The sequence below is a fragment of the Streptomyces sp. Ru71 genome, from assembly GCF_002920535.1.
GTDB lineage: Bacteria > Actinomycetota > Actinomycetes > Streptomycetales > Streptomycetaceae > Streptomyces.
In genome coordinates this window covers 62,383-88,691 of record NZ_PQSS01000019.1, presented here as the reverse complement: position 1 = coordinate 88,691, position 26,309 = coordinate 62,383, and the positions used below count along the sequence as shown (strand labels likewise).

At 70.2% G+C, this 26,309-nt stretch carries 25 protein-coding genes and 1 pseudogene; 3 read left to right on the top strand and 23 right to left on the bottom strand.

The window, feature by feature from the left end; all coding sequences use genetic code 11:
• Positions 1-38: 38 nt before the first annotated feature.
• Positions 39-1,009, top strand: a pseudogene (locus tag C3489_RS14665) (RluA family pseudouridine synthase).
• Here C3489_RS14665 and C3489_RS14660 read toward each other — a convergent pair.
• The 16 genes from C3489_RS14660 to C3489_RS14585 form a co-directional block, all read right to left on the bottom strand.
• Entirely contained in the window at positions 987-2,567 is a 1,581-nt protein-coding gene (locus tag C3489_RS14660; RefSeq protein WP_103782240.1) for a cytochrome P450, read from the bottom strand. The pseudogene C3489_RS14665 and the gene C3489_RS14660 overlap by 23 nt on opposite strands.
• A 51-nt stretch (positions 2,568-2,618) precedes the next feature.
• A complete protein-coding gene (locus C3489_RS14655) occupies positions 2,619-3,239 on the bottom strand; it encodes an ATP/GTP-binding protein (protein WP_103782239.1) in 621 nt (206 codons plus the stop codon).
• The gene (locus C3489_RS14650; protein ID WP_103782263.1) at positions 3,220-3,630 is read right to left on the bottom strand and encodes a DUF742 domain-containing protein; all 411 of its coding nucleotides are present in this window, start codon (positions 3,628-3,630) and stop codon (positions 3,220-3,222) included. Before C3489_RS14650 ends, C3489_RS14655 begins: the two co-directional genes overlap by 20 nt.
• Positions 3,627-4,034: a roadblock/LC7 domain-containing protein gene (locus tag C3489_RS14645; protein ID WP_103782238.1), complete on the bottom strand. Its 408-nt coding sequence runs from the start codon at positions 4,032-4,034 to the stop codon at positions 3,627-3,629. Before C3489_RS14645 ends, C3489_RS14650 begins: the two co-directional genes overlap by 4 nt.
• Positions 4,031-5,680, bottom strand: a complete 1,650-nt coding sequence (locus C3489_RS14640; RefSeq protein ID WP_181139673.1) for a sensor histidine kinase KdpD — start codon at positions 5,678-5,680, stop codon at positions 4,031-4,033. Before C3489_RS14640 ends, C3489_RS14645 begins: the two co-directional genes overlap by 4 nt.
• Positions 5,681-6,079: 399 nt before the next feature.
• Positions 6,080-8,887 (bottom strand): RNA helicase, encoded by a 2,808-nt coding sequence (locus tag C3489_RS14635; protein ID WP_103782236.1) that lies wholly within the window; start codon positions 8,885-8,887, stop codon positions 6,080-6,082.
• A 230-nt stretch (positions 8,888-9,117) separates the two neighbouring features.
• On the bottom strand, positions 9,118-10,068 hold the full coding sequence (gene tatC / locus C3489_RS14630; protein ID WP_103782235.1) for a twin-arginine translocase subunit TatC: 951 nt from the start codon (positions 10,066-10,068) through the stop codon (positions 9,118-9,120).
• A gap of 47 nt (positions 10,069-10,115) precedes the next feature.
• On the bottom strand, positions 10,116-10,400 hold the full coding sequence (gene tatA / locus C3489_RS14625; protein WP_103782234.1) for a Sec-independent protein translocase subunit TatA: 285 nt from the start codon (positions 10,398-10,400) through the stop codon (positions 10,116-10,118).
• A gap of 187 nt (positions 10,401-10,587) precedes the next feature.
• Positions 10,588-10,782, bottom strand: coding sequence for a hypothetical protein (locus tag C3489_RS14620; protein ID WP_103782233.1), 195 nt, complete (start codon positions 10,780-10,782; stop codon positions 10,588-10,590).
• A 58-nt stretch (positions 10,783-10,840) separates the two neighbouring features.
• Entirely contained in the window at positions 10,841-11,101 is a 261-nt protein-coding gene (locus C3489_RS14615) for a hypothetical protein (protein ID WP_103782262.1), read from the bottom strand.
• Positions 11,102-11,130: 29 nt separating this feature from the next.
• Positions 11,131-12,195 carry a YafY family protein gene (locus C3489_RS14610; protein ID WP_103782232.1) on the bottom strand — a complete coding sequence of 355 codons (1,065 nt, stop codon included), beginning with the start codon at positions 12,193-12,195 and terminating at the stop codon, positions 11,131-11,133.
• A gap of 18 nt (positions 12,196-12,213) precedes the next feature.
• Entirely contained in the window at positions 12,214-13,167 is a 954-nt protein-coding gene (locus tag C3489_RS14605) for a YafY family protein (RefSeq protein ID WP_103782231.1), read from the bottom strand.
• Positions 13,168-13,297: 130 nt separating this feature from the next.
• Positions 13,298-13,669, bottom strand: a complete 372-nt coding sequence (locus C3489_RS14600; RefSeq protein ID WP_103782230.1) for an FKBP-type peptidyl-prolyl cis-trans isomerase — start codon at positions 13,667-13,669, stop codon at positions 13,298-13,300.
• A gap of 93 nt (positions 13,670-13,762) precedes the next feature.
• The gene (locus C3489_RS14595) at positions 13,763-14,764 is read right to left on the bottom strand and encodes an FKBP-type peptidyl-prolyl cis-trans isomerase (RefSeq protein ID WP_103782229.1); all 1,002 of its coding nucleotides are present in this window, start codon (positions 14,762-14,764) and stop codon (positions 13,763-13,765) included.
• Positions 14,765-14,891: 127 nt separating this feature from the next.
• Positions 14,892-16,253, bottom strand: coding sequence for a Pup--protein ligase (pafA, locus tag C3489_RS14590; protein WP_103782228.1), 1,362 nt, complete (start codon positions 16,251-16,253; stop codon positions 14,892-14,894).
• Positions 16,254-16,262: 9 nt separating this feature from the next.
• Entirely contained in the window at positions 16,263-17,522 is a 1,260-nt protein-coding gene (locus C3489_RS14585; protein WP_103782227.1) for an MFS transporter, read from the bottom strand.
• Positions 17,523-17,617: 95 nt separating this feature from the next.
• Here C3489_RS14585 and C3489_RS14580 point away from each other — a divergent pair, with 95 nt between their 5' ends.
• Positions 17,618-18,637, top strand: coding sequence for a LacI family DNA-binding transcriptional regulator (locus C3489_RS14580; protein ID WP_103782226.1), 1,020 nt, complete (start codon positions 17,618-17,620; stop codon positions 18,635-18,637).
• Between the two features lie 57 nt (positions 18,638-18,694).
• Here the strand turns inward: C3489_RS14580 and prcA are convergent, their stop codons facing one another.
• The 6 genes from prcA to arc form a co-directional block, all read right to left on the bottom strand.
• The gene (prcA, locus tag C3489_RS14575; protein ID WP_103782225.1) at positions 18,695-19,432 is read right to left on the bottom strand and encodes a proteasome subunit alpha; all 738 of its coding nucleotides are present in this window, start codon (positions 19,430-19,432) and stop codon (positions 18,695-18,697) included.
• A 63-nt stretch (positions 19,433-19,495) separates the two neighbouring features.
• Positions 19,496-20,341, bottom strand: coding sequence for a proteasome subunit beta (prcB, locus tag C3489_RS14570; RefSeq protein WP_103782224.1), 846 nt, complete (start codon positions 20,339-20,341; stop codon positions 19,496-19,498).
• Complete coding sequence (locus C3489_RS14565) at positions 20,293-20,898, bottom strand: endonuclease VII domain-containing protein (protein WP_103782223.1); 606 nt, start codon at positions 20,896-20,898, stop codon at positions 20,293-20,295. The genes prcB and C3489_RS14565 overlap by 49 nt, the downstream gene beginning before the upstream one ends.
• Positions 20,899-20,948: 50 nt before the next feature.
• Positions 20,949-21,167: a ubiquitin-like protein Pup gene (locus C3489_RS14560; RefSeq protein ID WP_020939002.1), complete on the bottom strand. Its 219-nt coding sequence runs from the start codon at positions 21,165-21,167 to the stop codon at positions 20,949-20,951.
• Positions 21,168-21,358: 191 nt separating this feature from the next.
• Positions 21,359-22,870 carry a depupylase/deamidase Dop gene (dop, locus tag C3489_RS14555; protein ID WP_374936743.1) on the bottom strand — a complete coding sequence of 504 codons (1,512 nt, stop codon included), beginning with the start codon at positions 22,868-22,870 and terminating at the stop codon, positions 21,359-21,361.
• 244 nt (positions 22,871-23,114) lie between these two features.
• Complete coding sequence (arc, locus tag C3489_RS14550) at positions 23,115-24,881, bottom strand: proteasome ATPase (protein ID WP_103782221.1); 1,767 nt, start codon at positions 24,879-24,881, stop codon at positions 23,115-23,117.
• Positions 24,882-25,124: 243 nt separating this feature from the next.
• Between arc and C3489_RS14540 the strand changes: the two genes are divergently transcribed.
• Entirely contained in the window at positions 25,125-25,430 is a 306-nt protein-coding gene (locus C3489_RS14540; RefSeq protein ID WP_103782220.1) for a ferredoxin, read from the top strand.
• Between the two features lie 116 nt (positions 25,431-25,546).
• Here C3489_RS14540 and C3489_RS14535 read toward each other — a convergent pair whose 3' ends face one another.
• Positions 25,547-26,113 carry a hypothetical protein gene (locus C3489_RS14535; RefSeq protein WP_103782219.1) on the bottom strand — a complete coding sequence of 189 codons (567 nt, stop codon included), beginning with the start codon at positions 26,111-26,113 and terminating at the stop codon, positions 25,547-25,549.
• Between the last annotated feature and the right edge of the window lie 196 nt (positions 26,114-26,309).

Below are 26,309 nucleotides of genomic sequence, written 5' to 3'. Positions count from 1 at the left end.
TTCCCCCGCCGCCCGCGACCCTCGTACGCTGGCTCCCGATGAGACGTCGCCGCACCCCTCCCCGCCCTCACCCCTCCCCCAGCGGGACGGGGTGGACCCCGTGCGCGTGCGCCTGCCGGGAGAAGGACCGTGGGACACCGTGCGGGAGCACCTGGTGGAACGGCTCAGCGGGGCCGGGGCCGGGGTGATCGAGGGGATGTTCGACGCCGGTTTGATCGTCGGGGCGGACGGACGGCCGGTGGCACCGGACGCGCCCTATGTGCCGGGGATGTTCGTGTGGTTCCACCGGGACCTCGCCCCGGAGGTGCCCGTGCCGTTCGCCGTCGACGTCGTGTACCGCGACGCGCACATCGTGGTCGCCGACAAGCCGCACTTCCTCGCCACCACCCCCCGCGGCAGCCATGTCGCCGAAACCGTGCTGGCGCGGCTGCGCCGGGACCTGGACATTCCCACGCTGACCGCCGCGCACCGGCTGGACCGGCTCACGGCCGGGCTGGTGCTGTTCACGGTGCGGCCCGAGGAGCGCGGCGCGTACCAGACCCTGTTCCGCGACCGGCGGGTGCGCAAGACGTACGAGGCCGTCGCCCCGTACGACCCGGAGCTGGAGCTGCCGGTGACCGTGCGCAGCAGGATCGTGAAGGAGCGCGGGGTGCTCACGGCGCGGGAGGTGCCGGGCGAGCCGAACGCGGTCAGCCGGATCGAGCTCGGCGAGCACCGGGGCGGGCTGGGCCGGTACCGGCTGCTGCCCGCCACCGGGCAGACGCATCAGCTGCGGGTGCACCTGAACGCGCTGGGCGTCCCGATCCTCGGCGACCCGCTGTACCCCGAGGTCGCCGCCCCCGTCGCGGCCGGTGACTTCCGGCGCCCGCTGCAACTGCTGGCGCGGGAGCTGGAGTTCACCGATCCGGTGACGGGGGCGGCGCACCGCTTCCGCAGCGGCCGCACCCTGGCGGCCTGGTCGTCGTACGACGACTGGGCCGGGGCGGTCAGTTCCCCCGCCACCAGCTGAGGAACCGCCGCCACAGGCCGCGCGGCCGGGCCGGTTCCCCCTGCGGGGCGGCGGACGGCGGGGCGGGCGGCTGCGGGGCCGGTTGCGGGACAGCGGTCTGCTGCGGGCCCTGCTGCTGGGCCGGCACGGTCGGCGGCGCGGACACAGCCGTGGCGACGCCCGCCGGTGCCGCCCCCGCCGGGGCCGACGCGGGCTGCGGCTGGGGCGCGGTCACCTGCCACACCGGGGGCCGCTGCTGCTGCGGCTGCCCGTGCAGGCTCGGCACGGCCCGCACGTCCTGCTGCTCCTTGGGCTCGAATCGCACCGGTAGCTCCACCAGGTGCCGGGAGGCGATCGACTCCGTCCAGCGCAGGTCGTCCTCGTCGCAGTCGAGCTGTACGTCGGGCAGCCGCATCAGCAGCGCGTCGACGCCGGCGTCGGCGATGGCACGGCCGATGTCCTGGCCCGGGCACTCGTGCGGCCCGCCGCCGAAGGCGAGGTGGGAGCGGTTGCCCTGCATGTTGGCGCTGAGGTCGGGCCGCACCCGTGGGTCGATGTTGCCGGCCGCCGGCGCGAACAGCAGCCCGTCGCCCTTGCGGATGCGCTGGCCGCCCAGCTCGGTGTCCTGCTTGGCGTAGTAGGCGAAGACGGTGGAGAACGGCGGCTCGTCCCACAGGGACTGCTCCACCGCCTCCGGCACGGTCATCTGGCCGCCGTTGAGCTTGGCGTAGAAGCGGTCGTCGGTGATGACCATGAGCAGCACGTTGGCGAGCAGGTTGGCGGTGGCCTCGTAGGCCGCCATGAGGACCAGCCACAGGTGCTTGGTGACCTCGTCGTCGGTGAGCTGCGCGGGGTGGCGGATGAGCTGGCTGGCGAAGTCGTACTGCGGCTCGGCGCGGCGGCGCGCGGTGAGCCGTTGCAGTACCTCCATGACGTAGGCGTGGCTGGCGATGGCGGTCTCGGAGCCGCGCAGCATGTCGCGGGCGGCCTCCACGATCCGGTCGTTGTACTCCTCGGCCATGCCGAAGATCTCGCACATCACGGCCATCGGCAGGTGCTCGGCGAACTGGCCGACGAGGTCCGCCTCGCCTCTCTCGCAGAAGGCGTTGACGAGCAGCTGCGAGTAGCGGGTGATGTGGCGGCGCAGGCTGCGGTGGTCGATGGTGGTCATGGCGCCGGTGACCGCGCCGCGCAGCCGCAGGTGCTCGTCACCCTCGGCGTAGGAGCAGATGGGCTCCCAGGCGATGTGCGGCATCAGCGGGTGGTCGGGCTTGACCATGCCCTCCTTCAGCGGCGTCCAGATGCGGCTGTCGCGGCAGTACTGCCCGGGCGAGCGCACCAGCTGGAGGTTCTCGGCATGGCCGAGGACCACCCACATCGGGATGTCCTCGGGCAGCAGGACCGGCGCCACGGGGCCGTACTCCTCGCGCAGGTGCTCGTACAGCCCGCCCAGGTCCTCGGCCCCGGGGCCGTAGAGCCGGTGCAGCCCGCCGGGGCCCTTGGCATGGGCGGGGCAGCCGGGCGGCGGACTGAGGGCGGCGTCGTCCGTTCCGGTCGTGGACAGGGGTTCAGGCGTCACGGGGTCGCTCCGGTGAAGGTCTGGGCGGTGCAAAAAGAGAGGTACGGACGGTCAGTTGAGCCTGCCGTCGGCCGACAGGCCGTGCAGGAACCGCATCAGGGTCATCAGGACGTCGCGGCTGGAGGCGCGGCGGCGGGCGTCGCACTCCAGGATCGGGATCTCCGGGATCAGGTCGAGCGCCTGCCGCAGGTCCTCGACGGGGTAGCGGGGCGCGTCCGGGAAGGTGTTGACGGCGACCACGAACGGCACGCCGCGCTCCTCCAGGCGCCCCATCACCTCGTAACTGACCTCCAGGCGGCGGGTGTCGAGCAGGACGACGGCCCCCAGGGCACCGTCGAACAGCCGGTCCCACAGGAACCAGAAGCGCTCCTGGCCGGGCGTGCCGAACAGATAGAGGACGACCTGCTCGGAGATGCGGATGCGGCCGAAGTCCATCGCCACGGTGGTGGCGGTCTTGGTCTCGGAGCCGAAGTTGTCGTCGACCCCGACCCCGGCCTGGGTCATGGTCTCCTCGGTGGTCAGCGGCTTGATCTCGCTGACCGAGCCGACCATGGTCGTCTTGCCGACACCGAAGCCGCCCACGATGACGATCTTCGCCGCCGCCTGGGTGGAGTGCGGCAGATGGTCCTCCACCCGTGGGCCGGGGAGGGTGTCAGAGCCTTTCAAGTCCATGCATCACCGCTTCGAGGAGGGTTCGGTCGGGCATCTGCTGGCGGATGATCGGGGCGCGCGCGTGCACGAGTTCGGCGGCCAGCATCTCCGTGAGCAGCGCGGTCATCGCGCTGAACGGCAACTGCAGATAGGCCGAGAGTTCGGCCACGGACAGGGGGGCGACGCACATCCGGAGCACCGACGTCTGCTCGGGGGTGGCGGACGAAGGGGGATCGGCGCGCGCCACGATCAACGTGACCAGGTCGAGCTTGGCCCGGTCGCCCTCGGCGCCCGTGATGATGTACAGCCGTTCGGGCTGCTTGCCCTCACCTTCCTGCTGTGCCGGCTGGGGCGGCGCGGGGGACGGTGGGGGTTCGACACGCTGCCGCCTCTGGCGTTTGGGAGGCGTCATACGGTCTGCCCGTTGCGGCGGGGCGGACTGGTCAGGTGCTCACCGATGCGCAGCACCAGGTCGCGCATGTAGTGGCTCATCGCGCCCGGTTCGCAGCGGATGTCGGAGAGCACCGCGAGATAGGCGTTCGCGCCGGCGGCCATCAGATAGAAGTAGCCCTTGTCGAGCTCGACGACGACCATCTTCATCTCGCCGTTGCCGACCGGCAGTTCCTGGGCGACCGCGGCGGCCAGGCTCTGCAGTCCGGCGCAGGCGGCGGCGACACGGTCGGCGGCGTCGGGGTCGCCGCTGTAGCGGGCGATACGCAGGCCGTCGGCGGACAGCACCACGATCATCTCGATGCCCGGGACGCTGTCGTAGAGCTCCTTGAGCATCCAGTCGAAGTTCTGTCGCTGCTGGATCACGTCAGATCCCCTTCGTCGTCGCCCTCGGGGCGGGGCTTGTCGTTGAGCAGGTAGGTGAACGCGCTGGGGTTGCGCGTGAACTCGGTGGGGTGGGTGCCCGGCGGCAGGTCCTTCTTCAGCCCCTCCCAGAACGCCTCGACCCACAGACCGGGCGCGGGCTCGTCCTTCGCGGGCGCCGGCTCCGGCTCCGGTTCGGTCCTGGACTGCTCCCACACCTTCGCCTTGGCAGCGGCCTCGGCCTCCTCGGCCTCGCGGCGGTACTGCTCGCGGTACTGCGCGGCGATGATCTCGGGGTACTGGACCGCGACCTTGCTGCGCCGCTGTGGCAGCCCCTTCTCGGTCCACTCGGTGATGACGGGGACGTCGTCTTCCAGCGACAGGTTCTCCGGGATGCGCGGGTTGGTGGGGCGGCGCTTCTTGGGCGGGCGCTTGGGGCCCTCGGCCACGTCGGGGCCGACCGCGGGCAGGGAGGTGGCGCCGATGCCGTGCGCGAAACCGGGCGCCGGATGGTTGGTGAGCATTTCGCTGGGCACGATCAGCACGGCGCGGACACCGCCGTACGCCGACGACCTGAGCGAGATCTGCATGTTGTACGCCGTGCACAGGCGGCCGACGACCGCGAGGCCCAGGCGCGGTGCCTCGCCGAGGACGTTCAGGTCGACGCCCCGCATGGCGCGGTCCAGGATGCCCTCAAGGCGGGCGCGCGACTCCTCGGTGAGGCTGACGCCGGAGTCCTCGATCTCGATGGCGACGCCGGTCTGCACCTCGGTGGCGGTGACGTGCACCTTGGTCTGCGGCGGCGAGTAGCGGGTGGCGTTGTCGAGCAGCTCGGCGCAGGCGTGGATGACCGGCTCGACGGAGATGCCGCGGACGTTGACCTTGGCGATGTTGTCGAGCGAGATGCGGCGGTACTCCAGGATGCGCGACATGGCGCCGCGCAGCACGCTGTACAGCGGCACGGGCTCGGGCCACTGGCGGCCGGGGCGGCCGCCGCCGAGGACGGAGATGGAGTCGGCGAGGCGGCCGATCAGCGAGGTGCCGTGGTCGATGCGCAGCAGGTCGTCGAAGACCTCGGGGCTGCGGCCGTGGTCCTCCTCCATCTCCCGCAGTTCCTTGAACTGCTGGTGGACGATGGCCTGCACGCGCCGGGCGACGCTGACGAAGGCGCGCTGCTGGGAGTCGCGCAGGTTCTCCTCGTGGTCGAGGATCTGGAGCACGGAGAGGATCACTTCGCGGCCGGACGGGCGCAGTCCACGAAAGCGTGAATCGCCGTCGAGGATGTCGCGGGTCGTGTCGAAGAGTGAATTTCCGCGGCGCAGATACTCGATGGCGATCGGCAGCTGCTCCTTCGCCAGGCGTTCGTTCTCCGCGTCGTGGGTGGCGAGGCGCTGTTCCAGATACGCGGTGTGACGGGCGTGTTCGGCCTGCTGCGCGCGCATCCGGCGGCCACGGCGCAGCGCTTCGGCGGCCGTCAGGGCGACCAGGAGCGTGGCGACGCCGCCGCAGACGCCCACGGCCGGCCGGGCCGGTTCGGTGACGAGGGCGACGGCGGCCCCGGTCGCCGCGGCCATCGCTATGACGGGCAGCAACAGCACGCCTGCCCAAGGGAGTTCACGGCGACGAGGGGGGGATTGGACGCTCACCATGCAGGTCCTTGAATCTAAGGAGTTTTGGGGAAGATTCGAACTTCGGGGAACAAACGCACGAATACGCCTCAACTCGGTGCGCTGCGGGCGAGCTTAGTGGCGACCGGATCATCGCCGGGTCATATTCGGGAAGCCCCTGAATTCCCTCCCGTGACAGGAGTACCCTCGACTCCATTTGCACGGTGTGGATTCACTCGCACACGATGCGTCACGGTGCACGGGTGTGCGATGTCACTCACCGCAACGAGTGACGAAACGGCCGACGCCGGCCGCACGGCCCCGAGGGGCCCGCAGCCGGCGTCGGCCGTCAGGTTCGGTCCAGCCGGTTCAGCCGGTTCGGTCGGCTCAGCCGGTTCGGTCGGTTCAGCCGGTTCAGCCGGTTCAGCCGGTTCAGACGGTTCAGCCCACCGACGAGTACGCCACCACTCCGCGCAGCAGCCCCTCGACCGCCTTGCGGGCGGCCTTCGGGACCGTTGAGCCCGCGGCGGGGGCCGCCGCCTGGATCTGGCCCAGGACGTCGATGACCTGCTTGCACCAGCGCACGAAGTCACCGGCCGGCATCTCCGCCTCGCGCAGCACCTCGTCCAGGCCCTTGCCGGAGGCCCACATGAACGCGGCCCAGGCGAAGCCCAGATCCGGCTCGCGCTGGCCGACGCCCTCGGTCTGGTTGATGCGGAACTCCTCCTCCAGGGCGTCCAGCCGCCCCCAGATCCGCACCATCTCACCGAGCGCCGCCTTGGCCTTGCCCGACGGCAGCTTGGGCGCCATGGCGTCGTCGCTGAGCCGCGCCTCGTACACCAACGCCGAGACGCAGGCGGCGAGTTCGGGCGGGGTGAGGCCCTCCCAGACGCCCGCGCGCAGGCATTCGCTGGCCAGCAGGTCCAGTTCGCCGTAGAGCCGGGCGAGCCGCTTGCCGTGCTCGGTGACCTCATTGCCGCGCAGGTAGTCCAGCTCGGTCAGCAGGGCCACGATCCGGTCGAAGGTGCGCGCGATGGTGTTGGTGCGGCCCTCGATACGGTGCTCCAGCTGCCGGGTGTCGCGCAGCAGCCGGTGGTAGCGCTCCGCCCAGCGGGCGTGGTCCTCGCGCTCGTCGCAGCCGTGGCAGGGGTGCGCCCGCAGCGCCTTGCGCAGACGGGCGATCTCCCGGTCGTCGGCGGCCTGGGAGCGCTTCTTGCGGTGCCGCTCCGGCGGGATGTGCCCGGCCTTGGTGCGCAGCGCGGAGGCCAGGTCGCGCCGGGACTGCGGGGAGCGCGGGTTGAAGGACTTCGGGATCCGCATCCGCTCCAGCGGCTCCACCGGCACCGGGAAGTCGATCGCCCCCAGCCGCTTGACCTGCCGCTCGGCGGTCAGCACCAGCGGGCGCGGGCCGTCGTGGGCGTCGAAGCCGCGGTGGCCGTTGGAACGCCCGGCCGGCAGACCGGGGTCAAGCACCAGGGCCAGCCCCGCGTACTTGCCGGTCGGGACGTGGATGACGTCACCCGGCTTGAGCCGCTCCAGGGCCGTCGCGGCCTCGGCACGCCGCTGGTTGGCGCCCTGCCGGGCCAGCTCCGTCTCGCGGTCCTTCAGTTCGCGGCGCAGCCGCGCGTACTCCTCGAAGTCGCCCAGGTGGCAGGTCATGGAGGCCTTGTAGCCCTCCAGGCCCTCCTCGTTGCGCTGCACCTGCCGGGAGATGCCGACGACCGACTTGTCGGCCTGGAACTGCGCGAACGACGTCTCCAGCAGCTCGCGCGAGCGGTGCCGCCCGAACTGCTCGACCAGGTTGACCGCCATGTTGTACGACGGCTTGAAGCTGGAGCGCAGCGGATACGTACGCGTGCCCGCGAGCCCGGCGAGGTGCTCGGGGTTCATGCCGCGCTGCCACAGCACCACCGCGTGGCCCTCGACGTCGATGCCGCGCCGGCCGGCCCGCCCGGTGAGCTGGGTGTACTCGCCGGGGGTGATGTCGGCGTGCTGTTCGCCGTTCCACTTCACCAGCTTTTCCAGCACGACGGAGCGGGCGGGCATGTTGATACCGAGCGCGAGGGTCTCGGTGGCGAAGACCGCCTTGACCAGGCCGCGCACGAACAGCTCCTCGACGACCTCCTTGAAGGTCGGCAGCATGCCCGCGTGGTGCGCGGCGATGCCCCGCTCCAGGCCCTCCAGCCACTCGTAGTAGCCCAGGACGTGCAGGTCCTCGGCGGGGATGGACGCCGTGCGCTCCTCGACCAGGGCGCGCACCTGTTCGCGGGCCTCCTCGTCGTTCAGCCGCAGCCCCGCGTACAGGCACTGCTCGACGGCCGCCTCGCAGGCGGCCCGGGAGAAGATGAACGTGATCGCGGGCAGCAGCCCCTCGGCGTCCAGACGCTCGATGACCTCGGGCCGGCCCGGCGTCCAGATCCGCGAGCGCTGGCGGCGCTCCCGCTCCCGGTCGGCCTCGCGCATGTTCCGGCCGCGTCTGCGGTCCTGGAAGGACGGGCGGGTCGCCTCCATGCGCGCCATGCGCATCAGGTCGGGGTTGACGGCCTTGCGGTGGCCCTCGCCCTCCTCGAACAGGTCGTACATCCGCCGGCCGGCCAGCACGTGCTGGAACAGCGGGACGGGCCGGTGCTCGGAGACGATCACCTCGGTGTCGCCGCGGACGGTGTCCAGCCAGTCGCCGAACTCCTCGGCGTTGGACACGGTCGCCGACAGTGACACCAGCGTCACCGACTCGGGCAGGTGGATGATCACCTCTTCCCACACGGCGCCGCGGAAGCGGTCGGAGAGGTAGTGCACCTCGTCCATCACCACATAGCCCAGGCCCAGCAGGGTCTGGGAGCCCGCGTAGAGCATGTTCCGCAGCACCTCGGTGGTCATCACGACCACCGGCGCGTCGGAGTTGACGCTGTTGTCGCCGGTGAGCAGGCCGACCTTGTCCTGGCCGTAGCGGCGGCACAGGTCGGCGTACTTCTGGTTGGACAGCGCCTTGATGGGCGTGGTGTAGAAGCACTTCTTGCCCTGCTGGAGGGCGAGGTGGACGGCGAACTCGCCGACGATCGTCTTGCCGGAGCCGGTGGGTGCGGCGACCAGCACGCCCTTCCCCGCCTCAAGGGCCTTGCAGGCCTCGATCTGGAAGGGGTCGAGGCCGAAGTCGTACATCTCGCGGAAGGACGCGAGTGCGGTGGCCTGCTCGGCAGCTCGCCTGCGTGCTGCCGCGTACCGCTCGGCCGGTGAGAGGTCCTGTGTCATCGTGCTTTCCACCGTACCGGCCGCACTGACAACAGGACGATCATTAACCGGATCTCCTGCTGTGAATCCCGGGTACGCCCAGCTCAGCGGGCATGCGGCAGGCGGTGCCCGGGACCTTGGCAGCAGATGCGGAACCGGCGCCTCCCGAGCGATCCGGACCGGGGACCTCGCAGATGCGGGACGGCCGCCCCCGCAGCGCGGGGACGGCCGGCCGAGCGGGGTTCGGCGGCTCAGGTGACGTCGTCGTAGCCGTTGACGCGTTCCGTGCTCGCCTGCTCGGGCAGCGCCCGGCTGGCGGCGACCGGCTCGGCCTCCTCGATGGCCTCGGGGGTGAGGTCCAGCTCGGACGCCTCGTCGTCGGCGGGACCCGCGGCCGCGCGGCGGGCCCGGCGCCGGTCGTTGAGCAGGGAGAAGGCCACCGCGCCGAAGTACAGCACCCAGATCGGCCCGGACAGCGCCAGCATGGACAGCGGGTCCGTGCTGGGCGTGGCGATGGCGGCGAAGACGGTGATGCCGAGGATCATGCCGCGCCACCAGCCGAGCATCCGCCGGCCGGTGATGACGCCGGTGAGGTTCAGCATGACCAGCAGCAGGGGCAGCTCGAAGGAGAGCCCGAAGACGAGCACCATGCGGGTGACCAGCTGCAGCAGGTCGTCCAGCGGCAGCAGGTTGTCCACGCCGTTCGGCGTGAAGTCGATGAGCACCTTCGCGGTGGTGGGCAGCACCCGGTAGGCGAAATAGCCGCCGCCGAGGAAGAGCGGCACGCCGGTGCCGACGAACGCGTAGGCGTACTTCTTCTCGTGCCGGTGCAGACCCGGCGCGACGAAGGCCCACAGCTGGTAGAGCCAGATCGGCGAGGCGAAGACGACACCCGCCATCAGGGACACCTGCAGGGCCAGCGTGAACGGCGCGAGCAGACCGTTGATGGTGATCCGCGCGCACTGCTGGTTCTCGCTGGAGGACCGGGCCAGCTCCTCGAAGGTCTTCCCGCAGCCCACCGAGTCGAGGATCGGCTGGGTGAGGAAGTTGATGATGTCGTTGTAGAAGAAGGCGGCGACGACCGTGACGACGACGATGGCCAGCATGGCCTTCGCGAGCCGGTTGCGGAGCTCACGAAGGTGCTCCGCGAGGGGCATCCGCCCCTCGGGATCCTTCTCCTTCTTGCGGGCAGGCTTCAGCAACCCACGTTCCCATCTCGTGCGGCGGGCCGGAGGTCACCGGCCCTGCGTCAGCGCTTGGTCGTGTCCGTCGGCTCGTTGACCGGGCGGGCGCTGTTCACGTCGCCGGGGGCCGCCTGGATGGTGCGCTGCGCGGGAGGCTGCTCGTTGCTGGTGGGCGCCTGGGCGGACGTGCCGCTGCTGCCCTCCTCCTTCATCGCCTTGGCCTCGCTCTTGAGGATGCGCGCGGACTTGCCGAGCGAGCGGGCCATGTCCGGAAGCTTCTTCGCGCCGAACAGCAGGATGATGACGACGAGGATGAGAATGATCTCGGGGGCTCCGAGCCTTCCGAACATAAGTCTTTACCTTCTCACCGAGGCGGCAGGGTGGGTGCTGTCCGACTGGTCGGACAGGTGTCCGATCAGCCGTTCTGGCAGCGATCGTAACGCCCAGGGGTAAACGTGAGGCAATCCCCGTGCGTACTCCCGGTCCACGGAGCGGGCCTCGTTCTCCGCCCCGCGATCAGCCAGCCTACCCGGGCGGTCACAGCGAATCCACGGCCCGTGCCGCGCTCGTCGAGGCGCTCTCCAGCTCCTCGGCCGCCTTGTTGATACGGCGTGTGGAATCCGCCACCTGCCGGCCCAGCCGCTGCGCCTCGACGAACACCCGGACGGCGAGCACACCGAGCACGGCGAGACCCAGAAAACCCACAGCTACCGCGAACATCGGCCAGAACATGCCGTCGAGCCTAGACCCTGGGCCGGTCGCGGCCCGCCCGGGCCCGCCCGCTGGGGCCTCAGACCGTCGAGTGCAGTCGCAGCGTGCGCACCCCGCCGCCGGTCAGCAGCTCCACGATCCGCTCCCCGGCCGGCTTGCGCACGGCCACCCCGCACTCGGGGCAGGTGAACGAGTAGAAGGTGGTGCGGCTGGAGGCGCCGATGGCCAGCCGCAGCGCGCTCGCGGCCAGCTCGAAGCGGCCCCGGCAGTCCGGGCAGCCGGCCCTGAACACCACCGGGGCCACACTGCGCATCCCCGCGAACGCGGAGGCCACCGTCATGGCCGGCCCACCCGGCGACGCCGACTCGCTCACAGCCTCTGCTCCTGCCTGTCGTCCCGCGCCTGAGCCGCCCCGGCCGGCGTCACACCGGGCACGTGCGCCCCCTCGGCCTCGATCCCGTCGTACGCGGCCAGCGCCTCGCGGGCCGCCCGGCGGGCGCTGTCGGCCAGCTCCGGCGGCGAGACGATCCGCCCGTCGCGGCCGAGCCGCAGCGCGAGGCGTCTGAGCGAGGCCGGGTCGGGGGTGCGCAGCGTGATCCGCAGCCCGCCGTCGGCGAGCTCCTCGGCGCTGTCGTGCGGGTAGTACTCGGCGACCCAGCGTCCGCCCGGGGCGACCTCGACGACGACCTCCGGGTCCTCGGCGGCCGGCTGCACCAGTCCCTCCGACAGGTCGCGCAGCTCCACCTCCGGCGGGGCCGACGGCTCGTCCAGGATGCGGATCTCGGCGACCCGGTCGAGGCGGAAGGTGCGGCGTGCCTCGGAGCGGCGGCACCACGCCTCCACATAGGTGTGGCCGACGCTGACCAGGCGGATCGGGTCGATCTCCCGCTCGGTGACCTCGTCACGGGCCGGCGAGTAGTAGCGGATCCACAGCCGGCGGCGCTCGGAGATCGCCCGGTCGACGTCGGCAAAGACACCGCCCTCGGACTCGAAGGTCACCGACAGCCGCGAGCTCGCGCCGGCCGCCTCGCCGGCCGCCGTCTCCACCTTGGCGGTGGCCCGCAGCAGGGCCTGCCGGTCGCTCTCGCGCAGCCCGGGCAGCGTGGCCACCGCGCGCGCCGCGACCAGCAGCGCGGTCGCCTCGTCGGCGGCCAGCCGCAGCGGCTCGGCCGCCTCCGCGCCGAGCGCGGCCGGGTTGTGCCACCAGATCCGCTCGCCGTCGGTGTCGATGTCGAGCAGGTCCCCGCCGCGGAAGCTGGTGCCGCACATGGGCAGCACGTCGAGGTCGGAGACCAGCTCGTCCTCGGTGATCCCGAAGGCGCGCGCCACGTCCTCGACCCGGGCGCCGGGGCGCTCCCTGAGATAGGTCACCAGGGAGAGCATCCGCCGGGTCTGGTCGATGGCGCTGGTGGGCCTGACCGGTTTGCCTGCCACGTCTCGCTCCGCTCCCCCTCAGCCCTTGGCCACGGCACGCAGCCGGTCCACGACGTCGGCCCGCAGCTCGGCGGGCTCCAGCACGACCACGTCCGGGCCGAACTCCACCAGCCAGGCGTCCAGGCCGTGCCCGTACGGAATCTCCAACTCGTCCCAGCCGTCGCCGAGTTCCCGCACCGCCGTGGCCTTCGCCCGAAGGGGGTAACCGGCGCCGGAGCGCAGCCGGATCAGGGCACTGCGGTCGGCGGTCTCGCCGGCCCAGCTCGCGACGGTCTCACGGACGGTGACGACGTCGGGGACGGGCGCGGTGAACTTCCCGCCGCGCGAGCGCACCTTGCCGGTGATCCGGGAGAGCCGGAAGACGCGCTCCGCGCCCCGGTCGCGGTCGAAGCCGGCCAGGTACCAGTGGCCGCGCCAGCACTCCAGCGCCCACGGCTCGACGTGCCGGGGCTCGGGCTGGGCGGCGTTGGCCTTGCGGTAGTCGAAGATCACCGGGCGGCGGTCGCGGCAGGCCAGCATCAGCGGCTCGAAGGCGGCCTCGTGGACCGGGATACGCGGTTCCAGCGCGCTGTGCGCCTCGTAGGGGTCGACGTCCTCGGGCAGTCCGGCCGCGCGCAGCTTCTGCAGGGCGCCGCTGGCCGCGCCGGCCAGGCGGGCCTGCTGCCAGACCTTGGCGGCCAGGCCCAGGGCCGCGGCCTCCTCGGCGTCGAGGGTGATGGGCGGCAGACGGTTGGAGTCACGGCGGGCGAGATAGCCGATCTCGCCGTCCAGGCTCTCCACGGTCTCGATGACCAGGCCGAGCTCGCGCAGGTCGTCCTTGTCCCGCTCGAACATGCGGTTGAAGGAGTCGTCACTGCCCGCTTCCAGGTAGGCCTCGATGGACTCCCGCAGCTCACGCTTGCTGAGCGGCCGCCGCGTCCCGAGCAGACACAGCGCCAGGTTCATCAGCCGCTCTGCCTTGGCAATGGCCATCGACGCCCTTCGCCTTCCCTATGGTCCTTACGATCGATGACCGTACCGCTCCGCGGGGCGATGACAAAAGCCGAGGGTCCATGCCCGCACGGGCATGGACCCCATGTGATCAGCTCTGATCGTGTGACGATCAGACGCCGAGCAGGTCCACGACGAAGATCAGCGTCTCGCCGGGCTTGATCGCCGGGGTCGGGCTCTGGTTGCCGTAGGCGAGGTGGGCCGGAATGGTCAGCTGGCGACGGCCGCCGACCTTCATGCCCTGCACGCCCTGGTCCCAGCCCTTGATGACACGGCCTGCGCCGAGCGGGAAGCGGAACGGCGTACCGCGGTTCCAGCTGGCGTCGAACTCCTCGCCCGTGCTGAAGGCGACGCCCACGTAGTGGACGGTGACCGTCTGGCCCTCCTGCGCGACCGGGCCGTCGCCCTCCCAGATGTCCTTGATCTCAAGGTCCGCCGGGGGCTCGCCGCCCGGGAAGTCGATCTCGGGCTTGTCGATGCTCACGTCTGAAGCTCCTGCATCTCTACAACACGTAACGCGGACAGTCTTTCATCCCGGCCCGGCACGCGCCCGCGGCGGGCCCGCACCGGCGGGGCGCTACATCTTGGCCAGGATGTCCACCGTGAACACCATGGTGGAGTCCTTCTTGATGCCGCTGCCCTGCGGCGGGTTGTCGCCGTAGCCCAGGGCGGGCGGGACGACGATCAGGACGCGGCTGCCGACCTTCTTGCCGGTCAGGCCCTGGCCCCAGCCCTTGACGACCTGCTGCAGGGAGAAGGACGTGAGCGCCTTGCGGCCGTAGGTGGAGTCGAACTCCTTGCCCGTGTCCCACAGCACGCCCTTGTACTGCACGAGCACCGTGCTGTCGGCCTTCAGCTCCTCGCCGTCGCCCTCCAGGACGTAGTTCGCCACCAGCTTCGTCGGCGGCTTCACCTTGGGCACCTCGATGGACGGCGCGGCGCCGTCGGTGTTGGTACCGACCTTCGGCAGCGAGGAGTCGTCCTGCGGGACCTTCTTGCCCTGGGCGGAGCTCTTGGCGTTGAAGGTGTCCTTCAGGTCGACCACGAACACCAGCGTGTCGGTGCCCTTGATGCCCGCCTGGGCGTTGCCCTGCGGGCCGTACCCCCAGCTCGGCGGGATGGAGAACTCCACCCGGCTGCCGGTCTTCTTCCCGGTCAGGGCGTACCGCCAGCCGTCGATGATCTGGCCCTGGGCGAGCTGGATCAGCAGCGGCGTCTTGCGGTCGTAGGAGTTGTCGAACACCTTGCCGGTGTTCCAGATCTGGCCGAGGTAGTCCGCCTGGATGAAGTCGCCCTCGGCCACCGTGCGCCCGTTGCCGGCGACCAGCGTCTTGACCGCGATGTCCTTCGACGGCTCCCCGCTGCCCTTGGCGACCGTCGGCTTCTGGCCGAACCCGGCACCCGCGGTGATCGCCGGCAGCGGACCGGCGACGATCTTCGGCGTCGGCACGGCCGACGTCTGGGGCGCCGACGGCGACGCGCTGTCGCTGGCCTTGCTCGAATCGGACTTGTCGTCGCCGCAGCCGGCGAGCGTGACCAGTCCGGCGGGTACGGCAATCATCAGGGAGCGTCGGCGCACGATAGGGCCTCGTAATCGGTCGATCTTGTGGATGGCGTGCGCGCAACTCTACGGCGTGAGAAGGGCGCCGTACGGAGAACGTACGGCGCCCGTGTTGCGTTCCGGCACGGTGTGCGGAACCGCCGGCTCACATTCCTGCGATGAGCTTCTCCACCCGGTCGTCCACCGACCGGAACGGGTCCTTGCACAACACGGTCCGCTGTGCCTGGTCGTTGAGCTTCAGATGCACCCAGTCGACGGTGAAGTCACGGCGCTGTTCCTGCGCCCGGCGGATGAAGTCGCCGCGCAGCCGGGCCCGAGTGGTCTGCGGGGGAACCGACTTGCCCTCGAAGATCTTCAAGTCGTTGCAGATCCGGGCGGCTTGCCCCTTCTTCTCCAGCAGGTAGTACAGGCCACGACGGCGGTGGATGTCGTGGTAGGCGAGGTCTATCTGGGCGACCCGCGGATGCGACATGGTCATGTTGTGCTTGGCCCGGTACCGCTCGATGAGCTTGTACTTCATCACCCAGTCGATCTCGGTGTCGATACGGTCGAGATCCTCGGTCTCGATCGCCTCCAGCGTGCGGCCCCACAGCTCCAGCACCCGCTCCACCGTGCCGGTGCGGATACCGCGGCGCTCGCAGAAATCGACGGCCTTCTCGTAGTACTCGCGCTGCACCTCCAGCGCGGAGGCCTCGCGTCCACTGGCCAGGCGGACCTTGCGGCGGCCCGTGATGTCGTGGCTGACCTCGCGGATCGCCCGGATCGGGTTCTCCAGGGTGAGGTCGCGCATCACCGTGCCCGCCTCGATCATGCGCAGCACCAGGTCGGTCGCGCCGACCTTGAGCAGCATGGTCGTCTCCGACATGTTGGAGTCGCCCACGATGACGTGCAGCCGGCGGTAGCGCTCGGCGTCGGCGTGCGGCTCGTCCCGGGTGTTGATGATCGGACGCGAGCGGGTCGTCGCCGAGGAGACACCCTCCCAGATGTGCTCGGCGCGCTGGCTGACGCAGTAGACGGCGCCGCGCGGGGTCTGCAGGACCTTGCCCGCACCGCACAGCAGCTGCCGCGTCACCAGGAAGGGAATGAGAATGTCCGCGAGCCGCGAGAACTCCCCGTGCCGGGCCACCAGGTAGTTCTCATGGCAGCCGTAGGAGTTGCCCGCCGAGTCGGTGTTGTTCTTGAAGAGGTAGACGTCGCCCGCGATTCCCTCCTCGTGCAGGCGTCGTTCCGCGTCCACCAGGAGGCCTTCGAGAATGCGCTCTCCGGCCTTGTCGTGGGTGACCAGCTCGATCACGTTGTCACATTCGGGTGTCGCGTATTCCGGGTGAGAGCCCACATCGAGATAGAGGCGGGCACCGTTCCGCAGAAACACATTGCTGCTGCGGCCCCATGACACGACACGGCGGAAGAGGTACCGCGCCACCTCGTCAGGTGACAGACGGCGCTGTCCCCTGAACGTGCACGTGACGCCGTACTCGTTCTCCAGCCCGAAAATGCGGCGGTCCATGAGGGAACATTACGCCTGATCCTGCGAACTGAAACGGGGTTCGACGGCACGATTTGGATCATTTTCCGATGACGCCGCAACAACCCCTCCCCCAGCGGGAGCTGCGAGGACGGTGCGTGTACCCACAAGGACGAGCAGCGAAACCGCGCCCGCGGCACCGGGCACCGCGAATCCCCACAGCGCGCCACCCGCCTGGACGACCGGCCCCGCCAGGCCCGTTCCCACCGAGGCACCCACCGTGAACGTCGTCACCAGCCACGAGAACGCCTCGGTGACCGTGCCGCTCGGCGCGTGCCGGTCGACGATGACGAACGCACAGGCGATGGACGGCGCGAGGAACACCCCCGCGAGCGCCGTCAGCGCCACCATGGCGACCGCGCCCGGCATCAGCATCAGCGGCAGGTAACACACCGCCAGAAACGCCACCAGCACCCGCAGTCGCCCCTCCGGCGCCCCCGCCCACTGCCGCGCCCCGTACACCGAGCCACCCGCCAGCGCGCCCAGGCCCAGCGCGGCCATCAGCCAGCCGTACACCCCGTCTCCGCCGTGGTCGTCGGCGTACGGCACGGCGGCCACCGTGATGGAGCCCAGCGCCATCCCGATGAACAGGAACGCCGCGAGCAGCGCCAGCAGCCCCGGCGAGCGCAGCGCGCCCAGCCAGTGCGCCTCACGCGGCGCGGAACGCCAGCCGCGCGAGGGCGGCGACAGCACGACGGACAGCGCGCCGAGGACACCGAGGACGTTGAGCACGAGCAGCGCCGCCTGCGCCGACCACAGGGACACGCACAGCGTCACCAGCAGCGGGCCGACGGTGAACATCACCTCCTGGGCGATCGCGTCCATGGCGTACGCCGTGTGCACCTGGTCCTCCCGGCGCAGCACGCTCGGCCACAGTGCCCGCAGACCGCCCTCCAGGGGCGGGGTGAACAGGCCGGCGGCGGCCACGGCGACATAGGCGAGCGGCGCCGGGGAGACCCCGACGGCGGCGAAGGCGGTCATCGCCAGCGCCGAGACGACCGCCGCGGGCAGCTGGACCCGCGGCTGCCCGTGCAGGTCCACCAGTCGGCCGAGCACCGGCTGGCCGACGGCGTTGGCCACGCCGTACACGGCCGCCAGCGCGCCCGCGAGGCTGTAGGTGCCGCCCTCGGCCCGCACGAACAGCACGATCGCGATGGCGGCGGTGGCGTTCGGCAGCCGCCCCACCAGCGTGCCCACGAGCAGGCGGGCGGCGTGCCTCGCCCTGAGGATCTCCAGGTATCCCGCGGCCATCTCCGCCCTCCGGCTCAAGTTTTACGTATAACGTCCTGCGTCATACGTACCATGTGCGCTGTTCGACAGTCCAGACAACGGGAAGAGGCCGGACGGTGGCACGAGGCAGCAGCACCCGCCCCACCAGCCGCGACGTCGCCCAAGCGGCCGGCGTCTCCCAGGCCGCCGTCTCACTCGTCCTCGGCGACAAATGGCGCGGCCGCGTCTCCGAAGCCACCGCCGAACGCGTCCGCGAAGCCGCCCGCGACCTCGGCTACCGCCCCAACCTCGCCGCACGCAACCTCCGCCTCGGCCGCACCCGCACCGTCTTGCTCGTCGTCCCCGCCCTCACCACCGAATTCTTCGCCGGCGTCTACACCGGCGCCGCCCGCGTCGCCGCCGACCACGGCTTCGGCGTCGTCCTCTACCCCTCCCCCGAAGGCATCGGCCCCGCCCGCGACCCCTTCGCCTCCGCCCAGGCCGCCCTCGACGGCGTCATCGCCTCCTCCATGGCCGCCGACGCCCTCACCGCCATCCGCGGCGACCAGCTCCCCCTCGTCATGCTCGACAGCGACCCCGAAGGCAGCCTCGGCGCCGCCACCGTCAACCTCGACATCACCGACGGCACCCGCCAGGTCACCCAGCACCTCCTCGACCTCGGACACCGCCACTTCCTCCACCTCGCCGCCGACGTCCCCTCCTGGACCTTCGACGTACGCGCCCGCGAACTCACCCGGCGCATCGGCGCGGTACCGGGCGCCTCCCTACGCACCGCACCCGCACCCATCTCCATCGAAGGCGCCCTCGCCGCCACCGAGACCGCACTGCGCCACGCGCGGCCCCACCCCACGGCGATCATCTGCGACGACGACAAACTCGCCGCCGGCGCCTACAAAGCCCTGCGCCGCCTCGGCCTGCGCGTCCCCGACGACGTCTCCGTCACCGGCATGGACGACCTCGGCCTCGCCACCGCCATCGACCCCGAACTCACCACCGTCCGACTCGACGCGGAACTGTTCGGCGAACACGGCATGCGCGCCCTCCTCGCCGTCCTGGAAGGCCGCACACCGCAAGAGGGAGACATTCCCGTCGAACTCGTCGTACGGGGCTCCACAGCCCCACCCAAAGCCTCCTGAACACCACTGCGCCCCGGCCGTCACCCGGCCGGGGCGCAGTACGGGTACTCCCGGGAACTACTCCTCGTCGCTGCTCTCCGCCTCCGTGGCCGTGCTGCCCGCCTGCAGCAGACGGCCCAGCTGCGCACCCACGATCCGCTTGAACTTGCGCTGCTGCGGACGCGTACGGTCCAGCACCGCCACCTCAAGACGCTCGGCCGGAATCTCCCGCTCCGTGCCATTGGTGTCCCGCGACAGCGCCCGCACCGCCAGCTGCAGCGCCTCCGCCAGGCTCATACCGTCCCGGTGGTGCTGATCCAGGAAGCTGCTGATCTGCTCCGAATTGCCGCCGACCGCGACCGAACCGTGCTCGTCCACGATCGAGCCGTCATGCGGCAGCCGGTAGATCTGGTCACCCTCCGGGGTCTCCCCCACCTCCGCCACGACCAGCTCCACCTCGTACGGCTTCTCCGCCGCCGACGAGAAGATCGTGCCCAGCGTCTGCGCGTACACGTTCGCCAGACCCCGGGCCGTGACGTCGTCCCGGTCATAGGTGTAACCCCGCAGGTCGGCATAGCGAACGCCGCCGATCCGCAGGTTCTCGTACTCGTTGTACTTGCCGGCCGCGGCGAAACCGATCCGGTCATAGATCTCGCTGAACTTGTGCAGCGCACGGGACGGGTTCTCGCCGGCGAACACGATGCCGTCGGCGTACTGCATGACGACCAGGCTGCGGCCACGCGCGATGCCCTTGCGGGCGTACTCGGCACGGTCGGCCATCGCCTGCTGGGGTGAGACATAGAACGGCGTCGACACCGGTTATCCGTCCCTTTCTGTGGAAGTCACTCGATCACCTGACAACAAATCCGGGCCCGGCCCTCAGAGCAGCGCCGCGCGCGGGCCGTCCGGCTGCTCCAGACGGCGCTGCAGCACCGAGCGGGCGATCTCGGAGGACTCGTCCTCGGTGAGCCGGCGGAAACCGTCCTCGGTGATCACGGTGACGATCGGGTAGATCCGGCGGGCGACATCGGGACCACCGGTCGCCGAGTCGTCGTCTGCCGCGTCGTACAGGGCCTGCACCACCAGTGTCGTGGCATCGGCCTCGGTCAGGTCCTCGCGGTACAGCTTCTTCATCGCGCCCCGGGCGAACACCGAGCCCGAGCCGGTGGCCGCGAAGCCCCGCTCCTCCGTACGGCCGCCGGTGACGTCGTAGGAGAAGATGCGGCCCTTGTCGCGGTCCACGTCGTAGCCGGCGAACAGCGGGACCACGGCCAGGCCCTGCATCGCCATGCCCAGGTTGGAGCGGATCATCGTCGACAGGCGGTTGGCCTTGCCCTCCAGCGACAGCTGGGCGCCCTCGACCTTCTCGAAGTGCTCCAGCTCCAGCTGGAAGAGCTTGACCATCTCCACGGCGAGACCGGCGGTGCCGGCGATACCGACCGCCGAGTACTCGTCGGCCGGGAACACCTTCTCGATGTCCCGCTGTGCGATCACATTGCCCATGGTGGCCCGGCGGTCACCGGCCAGCACCACGCCGCCGGGGAACGTCACGGCCACGATGGTCGTGCCGTGCGGCGCCTCGATCACACCCTCCACCGGAGGCAGCCGGCGCTTGCCCGGCAGCAGCTCCGGCTGGTGCTCGGCGAGGAAGTCCATGAAGGAGGAAGACCCTGGCGTCAGGAAGGCAGCAGGTAGACGCCCGGTGCCACGAGAGTTGGCTTCCACGAGGTTCCTTCCACGTATGCGGCAGCCCGCCTTATGACGTCGGGCCGATCCTTGAACTGCCCCAGTGCTGCATTGCAGCTGAAGCACAGTACGCCACGGACCCTACCCGTCTCGTGACAGTGATCCACATGAGCGGGCGGAGCGGAAAGGCATATGCAGCAGACTCCCCCCTGAGCCGCGATCAACGCGTCCCGTTCGGCTTCGGTGAGGCCGTACTGGCGCTTGAGATGGAGCTCCCGCCCCTGCGCCGCCCGGCACGCCTTGCAGCGCGTGGACAACCCGTCGGACGCCGTGGCATTGCGGTGCCACTCACTGTGCGGCTTGATCTCGCCGCACGTCCGGCAGAGCTTGTGCCCAGGCGGGACGTCCACCTTCTCCCGTACCGACTTGCCCAAAGCCTCCCGGCGCCGCCGGTAGTGCGCGGCGCTGTACTCCGCCACGCACTCCCGACAGTCCACCTGGAGGCCGTCGCGCCGATTCCTGTCCCGTGCGAATGCGGCAAGAGGCAGGACCCGCTTGCATTTCCTGCATTGCTTCGCGTCCGCTTCGCCGGCCACTCTTACCCCCCGCCACCTTCAATTCGAAGGTCTAAGTGCGCTAGCGGCCTTTACTCTCCGCCTTTTTGCACGAAGGAACGCACGAAATCCTCGGCATTTTCCTCGAGGACATCGTCGATCTCGTCCAGCACGGAGTCCACGTCGTCGCTCAGCTTCTCGTGGCGCTCCTTGAGGTCCTCGGAGGCCTGCGCGTCCTGCGCCTGCTCCTCGACCTCCTCAGTGGAACGTGTGGCCTTCTGCTGGCCGCCACCGGTGTCCTTGGTCGCCATAACCCTCACCCCGCTCTTTCGCCCGACATGGGTCGGCAGGTCGGCATTCCTGCCGATCGGTGATGATCAGACCCTACAAGCCGGGTCCGACATCGGCCCCGCAGTTTCCTCAACGTGCGGGGGCCACCTCGATGATTCCCGGCCGGGGGCATTTCCACCCTGTTCCGGCCGGGGAGGCCGACGAGTACCCCTCAGCCGCCGGACAGCACCCTGACCAGGTCTTCCGCCGTGCGGCAGCGGTCCAGCAGCTCCTTGACGTGATTTCGCGTTCCGCGAAGCGGTTCCAGGGTTGGAACGCGCTGGAGCGAGTCCCGGCCCGGGAGGTCGAAGATCACCGAGTCCCAGGAGGCCGCGGCGACGTCGTCGGCGTACTGCTCCAGGCAGCGGCCGCGGAAGTAGGCACGGGTGTCCTCCGGCGGCTTCTGCATGGCCCGCTCGACCTCCGCCTCGTCCAGCAGCCGCTTCATGCGTCCGCGGGCCGCCAGGCGGTTGTACAGGCCCTTCTCGGGGCGTACGTCGGCGTACTGGAGGTCGACCAGGTGGAGGCGGGCCGCGTCCCAGTCCAGGCTGTCGCGGCGCCGGTAGCCCTCCATCAGCTCCCGCTTGGCCACCCAGTCCAGCTCGCCGGCCAGGCTCATCGGGTCCCGCTCCAGGCGCGTGAGGGTGTCCTCCCAGCGCGCCAGGACGTCCTTGGTCTGGTCGTCCGCGTCGGCGCCGAAGCGCTCCTCGACGTACTTGCGGGCCAGCTCGAAGTACTCCATCTGCAGCTGTACCGCCGTGAGTGTGCGGCCGCTGCGCAGCGTGACGAGGCGCTTGAGGGAGGGGTCGTGGGAGACCTGGTGGAGGGTGCGTACGGGCTGGTCGACGGCGAGGTCGACGGCGATGAAGCTGTCCTCGATCATGGACAGGACCAGGGCGGTCGTGCCCAGCTTGAGGTAGGTGGAGATCTCGGAGAGGTTGGCGTCGCCGATGATCACGTGCAGGCGGCGGTACTTCTCGGCGTCGGCGTGCGGTTCGTCGCGGGTGTTGATGATGGGGCGCTTGAGGGTGGTCTCCAGGCCGACCTCGACCTCGAAGTAGTCGGCGCGCTGGCTGAGCTGGAAGCCGTGTTCGTGGCCGTCCTGGCCGATGCCGACGCGACCGGCGCCGGCGAAGACCTGGCGGGAGACGAAGAAGGGCGTCAGGTGGCGCACGATGTCCGAGAAGGGGGTCTCCCGCTTCATCAGGTAGTTCTCGTGCGTGCCGTAGGAGGCGCCCTTGTTGTCGGTGTTGTTCTTGTAGAGGTGGATCGGCTGGGCGCCGGGGAGCTGGGCAGCCCGTTCCGCCGCTTCGGCCATGATCCGCTCGCCGGCCTTGTCCCAGAGGACGGCGTCGCGCGGGTTGGTGACCTCGGGGGCGCTGTATTCGGGGTGGGCGTGGTCGACGTAGAGGCGGGCGCCGTTGGTGAGGATCACGTTGGCGAGGCCGATGTCCTCGTCGGTGAGCTGGCTGGCGTCGGCGGCCTCGCGGGCGAGGTCGAAGCCTCGCGCGTCCCGCAGCGGGTTCTCCTCCTCGAAGTCCCACCTGGCGCGGCGGGCGCGGTGCATCGCCGCCGCGTAGGCGTTGACGATCTGGGACGAGGTGAGCATGGCATTGGCATTGGGGTGGCCGGGGACGGAGATGCCGTACTCCGTCTCGATGCCCATTACTCGCCGTACGGTCATGCGGCCCTCCTTGCCCGGCGGCACCCTCGGTCGTGGGCGCCGCTCAAGTACCGCGATTGCTCCGGTGTGTGTGCGGTGCCCCTCCCCGCACTGCGCGACCGGGCGGTACGGAAGAGCCTAGAACGCCTTTGCGCTGGTGGGGAGATCATTTTCGTCATTGCCTAGTGTGCTGTGCCCCGGATGTGTCCGGAAAAAACAGCGGGCTGCGGGTACCCGGTGAGGGCACCCGCAGCCACCCTGCTTTTTACAGGTACTGTCCGGTGTTCGCCACCGTGTCGATGGAGCGTCCGGTGTCCGCGCCCTGCTTTCCGGTGATGAGGGTGCGGATGTAGACGATCCGCTCGCCCTTCTTTCCGGAGATCCGGGCCCAGTCGTCCGGGTTGGTGGTGTTGGGCAGGTCCTCGTTCTCCTTGAACTCGTCCACGCATGCCTGGAGCAGGTGGGAGACGCGAAGACCCTTCTGGTTCTTTTCCAGGAAGTCCTTGATCGCCATCTTCTTGGCCCGGCCCACGATGTTTTCGATCATGGCGCCGGAGTTGAAGTCCTTGAAGTAGAGGACTTCCTTGTCACCGTTGGCGTAGGTGACCTCCAGGAAGCGGTTCTCCTCGGATTCCGCGTACATGTGCTCGACCGCGGTCTGGATCATGGCCTGGACGGTGGCGGACTTGTCGCCGCCGTGCTCGGCGAGGTCGTCGCCGTGCAGCGGGAGGCGTTCGGTGAGGTACTTGCCGAAGATGTCCTTGGCGGCCTCGGCGTCCGGGCGCTCGATCTTGATCTTCACGTCGAGCCGGCCGGGGCGCAGGATGGCGGGGTCGATCATGTCCTCGCGGTTGGAGGCGCCGATGACGACCACGTTCTGCAGGCCTTCCACGCCGTCGATCTCGGCGAGCAGCTGCGGGACGATGGTGTTCTCCACGTCCGAGCTGACGCCGGAGCCGCGGGTGCGGAAGAGGGACTCCATCTCGTCGAAGAAGACGATCACGGGGGTGCCCTCGGAGGCCTTCTCCCGGGCTCGCTGGAAGACGAGGCGGATCTGCCGCTCGGTCTCGCCGACGTACTTGTTCAGCAGCTCGGGGCCCTTGATGTTGAGGAAGAAGCTCTTCCCGGCGGCCTGGCCGGTGACCTCGGCGACCTTCTTGGCCAGCGAGTTCGCGACGGCCTTGGCGATCAGCGTCTTACCACATCCAGGGGGTCCGTAGAGCAGCACGCCCTTGGGCGGCCGCAGTTCGTGCTCCTTGAACAGGTCGGGGTACAGGTAGGGGAGCTCGACGGCGTCGCGGATGGCTTCGATCTGGCCGCCGAGGCCGCCGATGGCCTCGTAGCCGATGTCGGGGACCTCTTCGAGGACGAGTTCCTCGACCTCGCTCTTGGGCACGACCTCGTAGACGTAGCCGGAGCGGGGTTCGAGCAGCAGGGCGTCGCCGGGGCGGATGGTGACGTCCAGCAGCGGCTCGGCGAGCCGTACCACCCGTTCCTCGTCGGTGTGCCCGAGCACCAGGGCGCGCTCGCCGTCCTCAAGGATCTCCTTGAGGGTGACGATGTCGCCGACGCTCTCGAACTCCATGGCCTCGACCACGTTGAGCGCCTCGTTGAGCATGACTTCCTGGCCGCGCCGGAGGTCGTCGAGTTCGACGTTCGGGCTGACGTTCACGCGGAGCTTGCGGCCGCCGGTGAAGATGTCGGCGGTGCCGTCCTCGTTGGCCTGCAGGAAGACGCCGAAGCCGGCCGGCGGCTGGGCGAGCCGGTCGACCTCTTCCTTGAGGGCCACGATCTGGTCGCGGGCTTCGCGCAGGGTGTTGGCGAGCCGCTCGTTCTGGGCGGAGACGCCGGCCAGGTTGGTCTGCAGCTCGACGATCCGCTCTTCGAGAATCCTCGTGTGTCGCGGAGAGTCGGCGAGCTTGCGTCGCAGGACGGCGATCTCCTGCTCAAGGTAGGCAATCTGCCCGGATGGGTCGTCGGACCCGCGTCCCGGGCGGATGCCGCGGTCAATGTCGTCGTCGTGGGCTGCCACGGTCCTCACCTCCTCCAAGGGGAGCTGGACGCTTCCAGACCCTACCTGGGCGGGTGTCGATTGAAACCCCTAGATCACAAAGACGGTCGGGGTGTGTCCGATCTTCACCCTTGCGCTCTCCCTCACGCCAGGGGAATACCCACCGAACATGATTGGAAAGCGGGCCCAGGTAGGGTCGAAGTGTTCAACACCCGTCAGAGCCTGCATCGTTCCCGTGCGGCTCGACCGTAAACGGCAGGAGAGGTGACCGTGCAGCAGGAGGCCGCGTCCGGCGGCGAGGCGCTGGAGGTCTGGATCGATCAGGACCTGTGCACCGGCGACGGCATCTGTGTCCAGTACGCGCCGGAGGTGTTCGAGCTGGACATCGACGGTCTGGCGTATGTCAGGGGTGCCGGCGACGAGCTGCTGCAGGCGCCGGGTGCGGCGGCGCCGGTGCCGTTGCCGCTGCTGACGGACGTGGTGGATTCCGCGCGTGAGTGTCCGGGCGAGTGCATCCATGTCCGCCGGGTCTCGGACCGGGTGGAGGTGTACGGCCCGGACGCTGAGTGACGGTTCGGGCGCCGGGCGTTAAGTCGTCTTCAAGACGGATTCGAGGGCGGTCACGGGGCATGCGCCCGGTGACCGCCCTGTCGATTGTCTGATTTCTCACACCGTCGTGGCGTGGGTCACACGCTGCGGGCCTGGGCGGGGGTGGACCGTACGAACGCGCCGTCCTTCCACTGCCACTTCACGCTCTGCCGGATGTCGGGGCAGCAGGCGGGCACGTCGTCGGAGGAGTAGCCGAGCAGAGTGCCGTGCACGGCTCGGTCGCGTACGGCGATGTCGGTGACGTTGGTGCGGTCCTTGGGGTCGGCCAGGGTCGCGACGATGCGGGGCAGGCCGGTGCCGGAGGCGCGCGTGAGGACGTAGACGCCGTCGGGCGGGGTGCCCATGGGGGCGTCGCAGTGGACGACGGCGACGGTCTCGGGCCGGTGGTCGCCGTCGAGGTCTCCGGTGGCCTGCTTGGCGACGACGGCCTTGACGGGTCCGCAGTCCAGGGGGAAGTCGACGCCGGCGGTGGCGGGGGCGGCGACGGTGGTGGTTTCCGCGCCGGGGGTCGGGGCAGCCGTGGCCGTGCGGGGTTGCAGGAGCGAGGAGAGCGCCACGACGCCGGCGAGGGCGGTGGCGGTCGCCAGCCAGTGGATGGGGCGGGTGTGCGTGTGGGCCAGTTCCGGGACGGCGGGTTGCTGCACTAGGAGCGTCTCCTGTGAGGGCTGTGCCGGTGGGGGTGGCCAGCATGGTGCCACACGTCACAGTGCGGGGGAACGGCGGGGGTGCGGCTTGTTCTCCGGCTTGCGGGCCGGGCGGTGGCGGGTGCCGGGTGGGCGGCTCAAGACGACGGCGCCGCCGCCGAGTTCCACGCGGGGTGCGGGAACTGGGCGGCGGCGT

Coding starts and splice junctions, on each gene's coding strand:
- C3489_RS14655 (WP_103782239.1), bottom strand. CDS start 3,239: ATGGACTTGAAAGGCTCTGACACCCTCCCCGGCCCACGGGTGGAGGAC.
- C3489_RS14650 (WP_103782263.1), bottom strand. CDS start 3,630: ATGACGCCTCCCAAACGCCAGAGGCGGCAGCGTGTCGAACCCCCACCG.
- C3489_RS14640 (WP_181139673.1), bottom strand. CDS start 5,680: ATGGTGAGCGTCCAATCCCCCCCTCGTCGCCGTGAACTCCCTTGGGCA.
- C3489_RS14635 (WP_103782236.1), bottom strand. CDS start 8,887: ATGACACAGGACCTCTCACCGGCCGAGCGGTACGCGGCAGCACGCAGG.
- tatA (WP_103782234.1), bottom strand. CDS start 10,400: ATGTTCGGAAGGCTCGGAGCCCCCGAGATCATTCTCATCCTCGTCGTC.
- C3489_RS14620 (WP_103782233.1), bottom strand. CDS start 10,782: ATGTTCTGGCCGATGTTCGCGGTAGCTGTGGGTTTTCTGGGTCTCGCC.
- C3489_RS14615 (WP_103782262.1), bottom strand. CDS start 11,101: ATGACGGTGGCCTCCGCGTTCGCGGGGATGCGCAGTGTGGCCCCGGTG.
- C3489_RS14605 (WP_103782231.1), bottom strand. CDS start 13,167: ATGGCCATTGCCAAGGCAGAGCGGCTGATGAACCTGGCGCTGTGTCTG.
- pafA (WP_103782228.1), bottom strand. CDS start 16,253: ATGGACCGCCGCATTTTCGGGCTGGAGAACGAGTACGGCGTCACGTGC.
- C3489_RS14585 (WP_103782227.1), bottom strand. CDS start 17,522: ATGGCCGCGGGATACCTGGAGATCCTCAGGGCGAGGCACGCCGCCCGC.
- C3489_RS14560 (WP_020939002.1), bottom strand. CDS start 21,167: ATGGCGACCAAGGACACCGGTGGCGGCCAGCAGAAGGCCACACGTTCC.
- dop (WP_374936743.1), bottom strand. CDS start 22,870: ATGACCGTACGGCGAGTAATGGGCATCGAGACGGAGTACGGCATCTCC.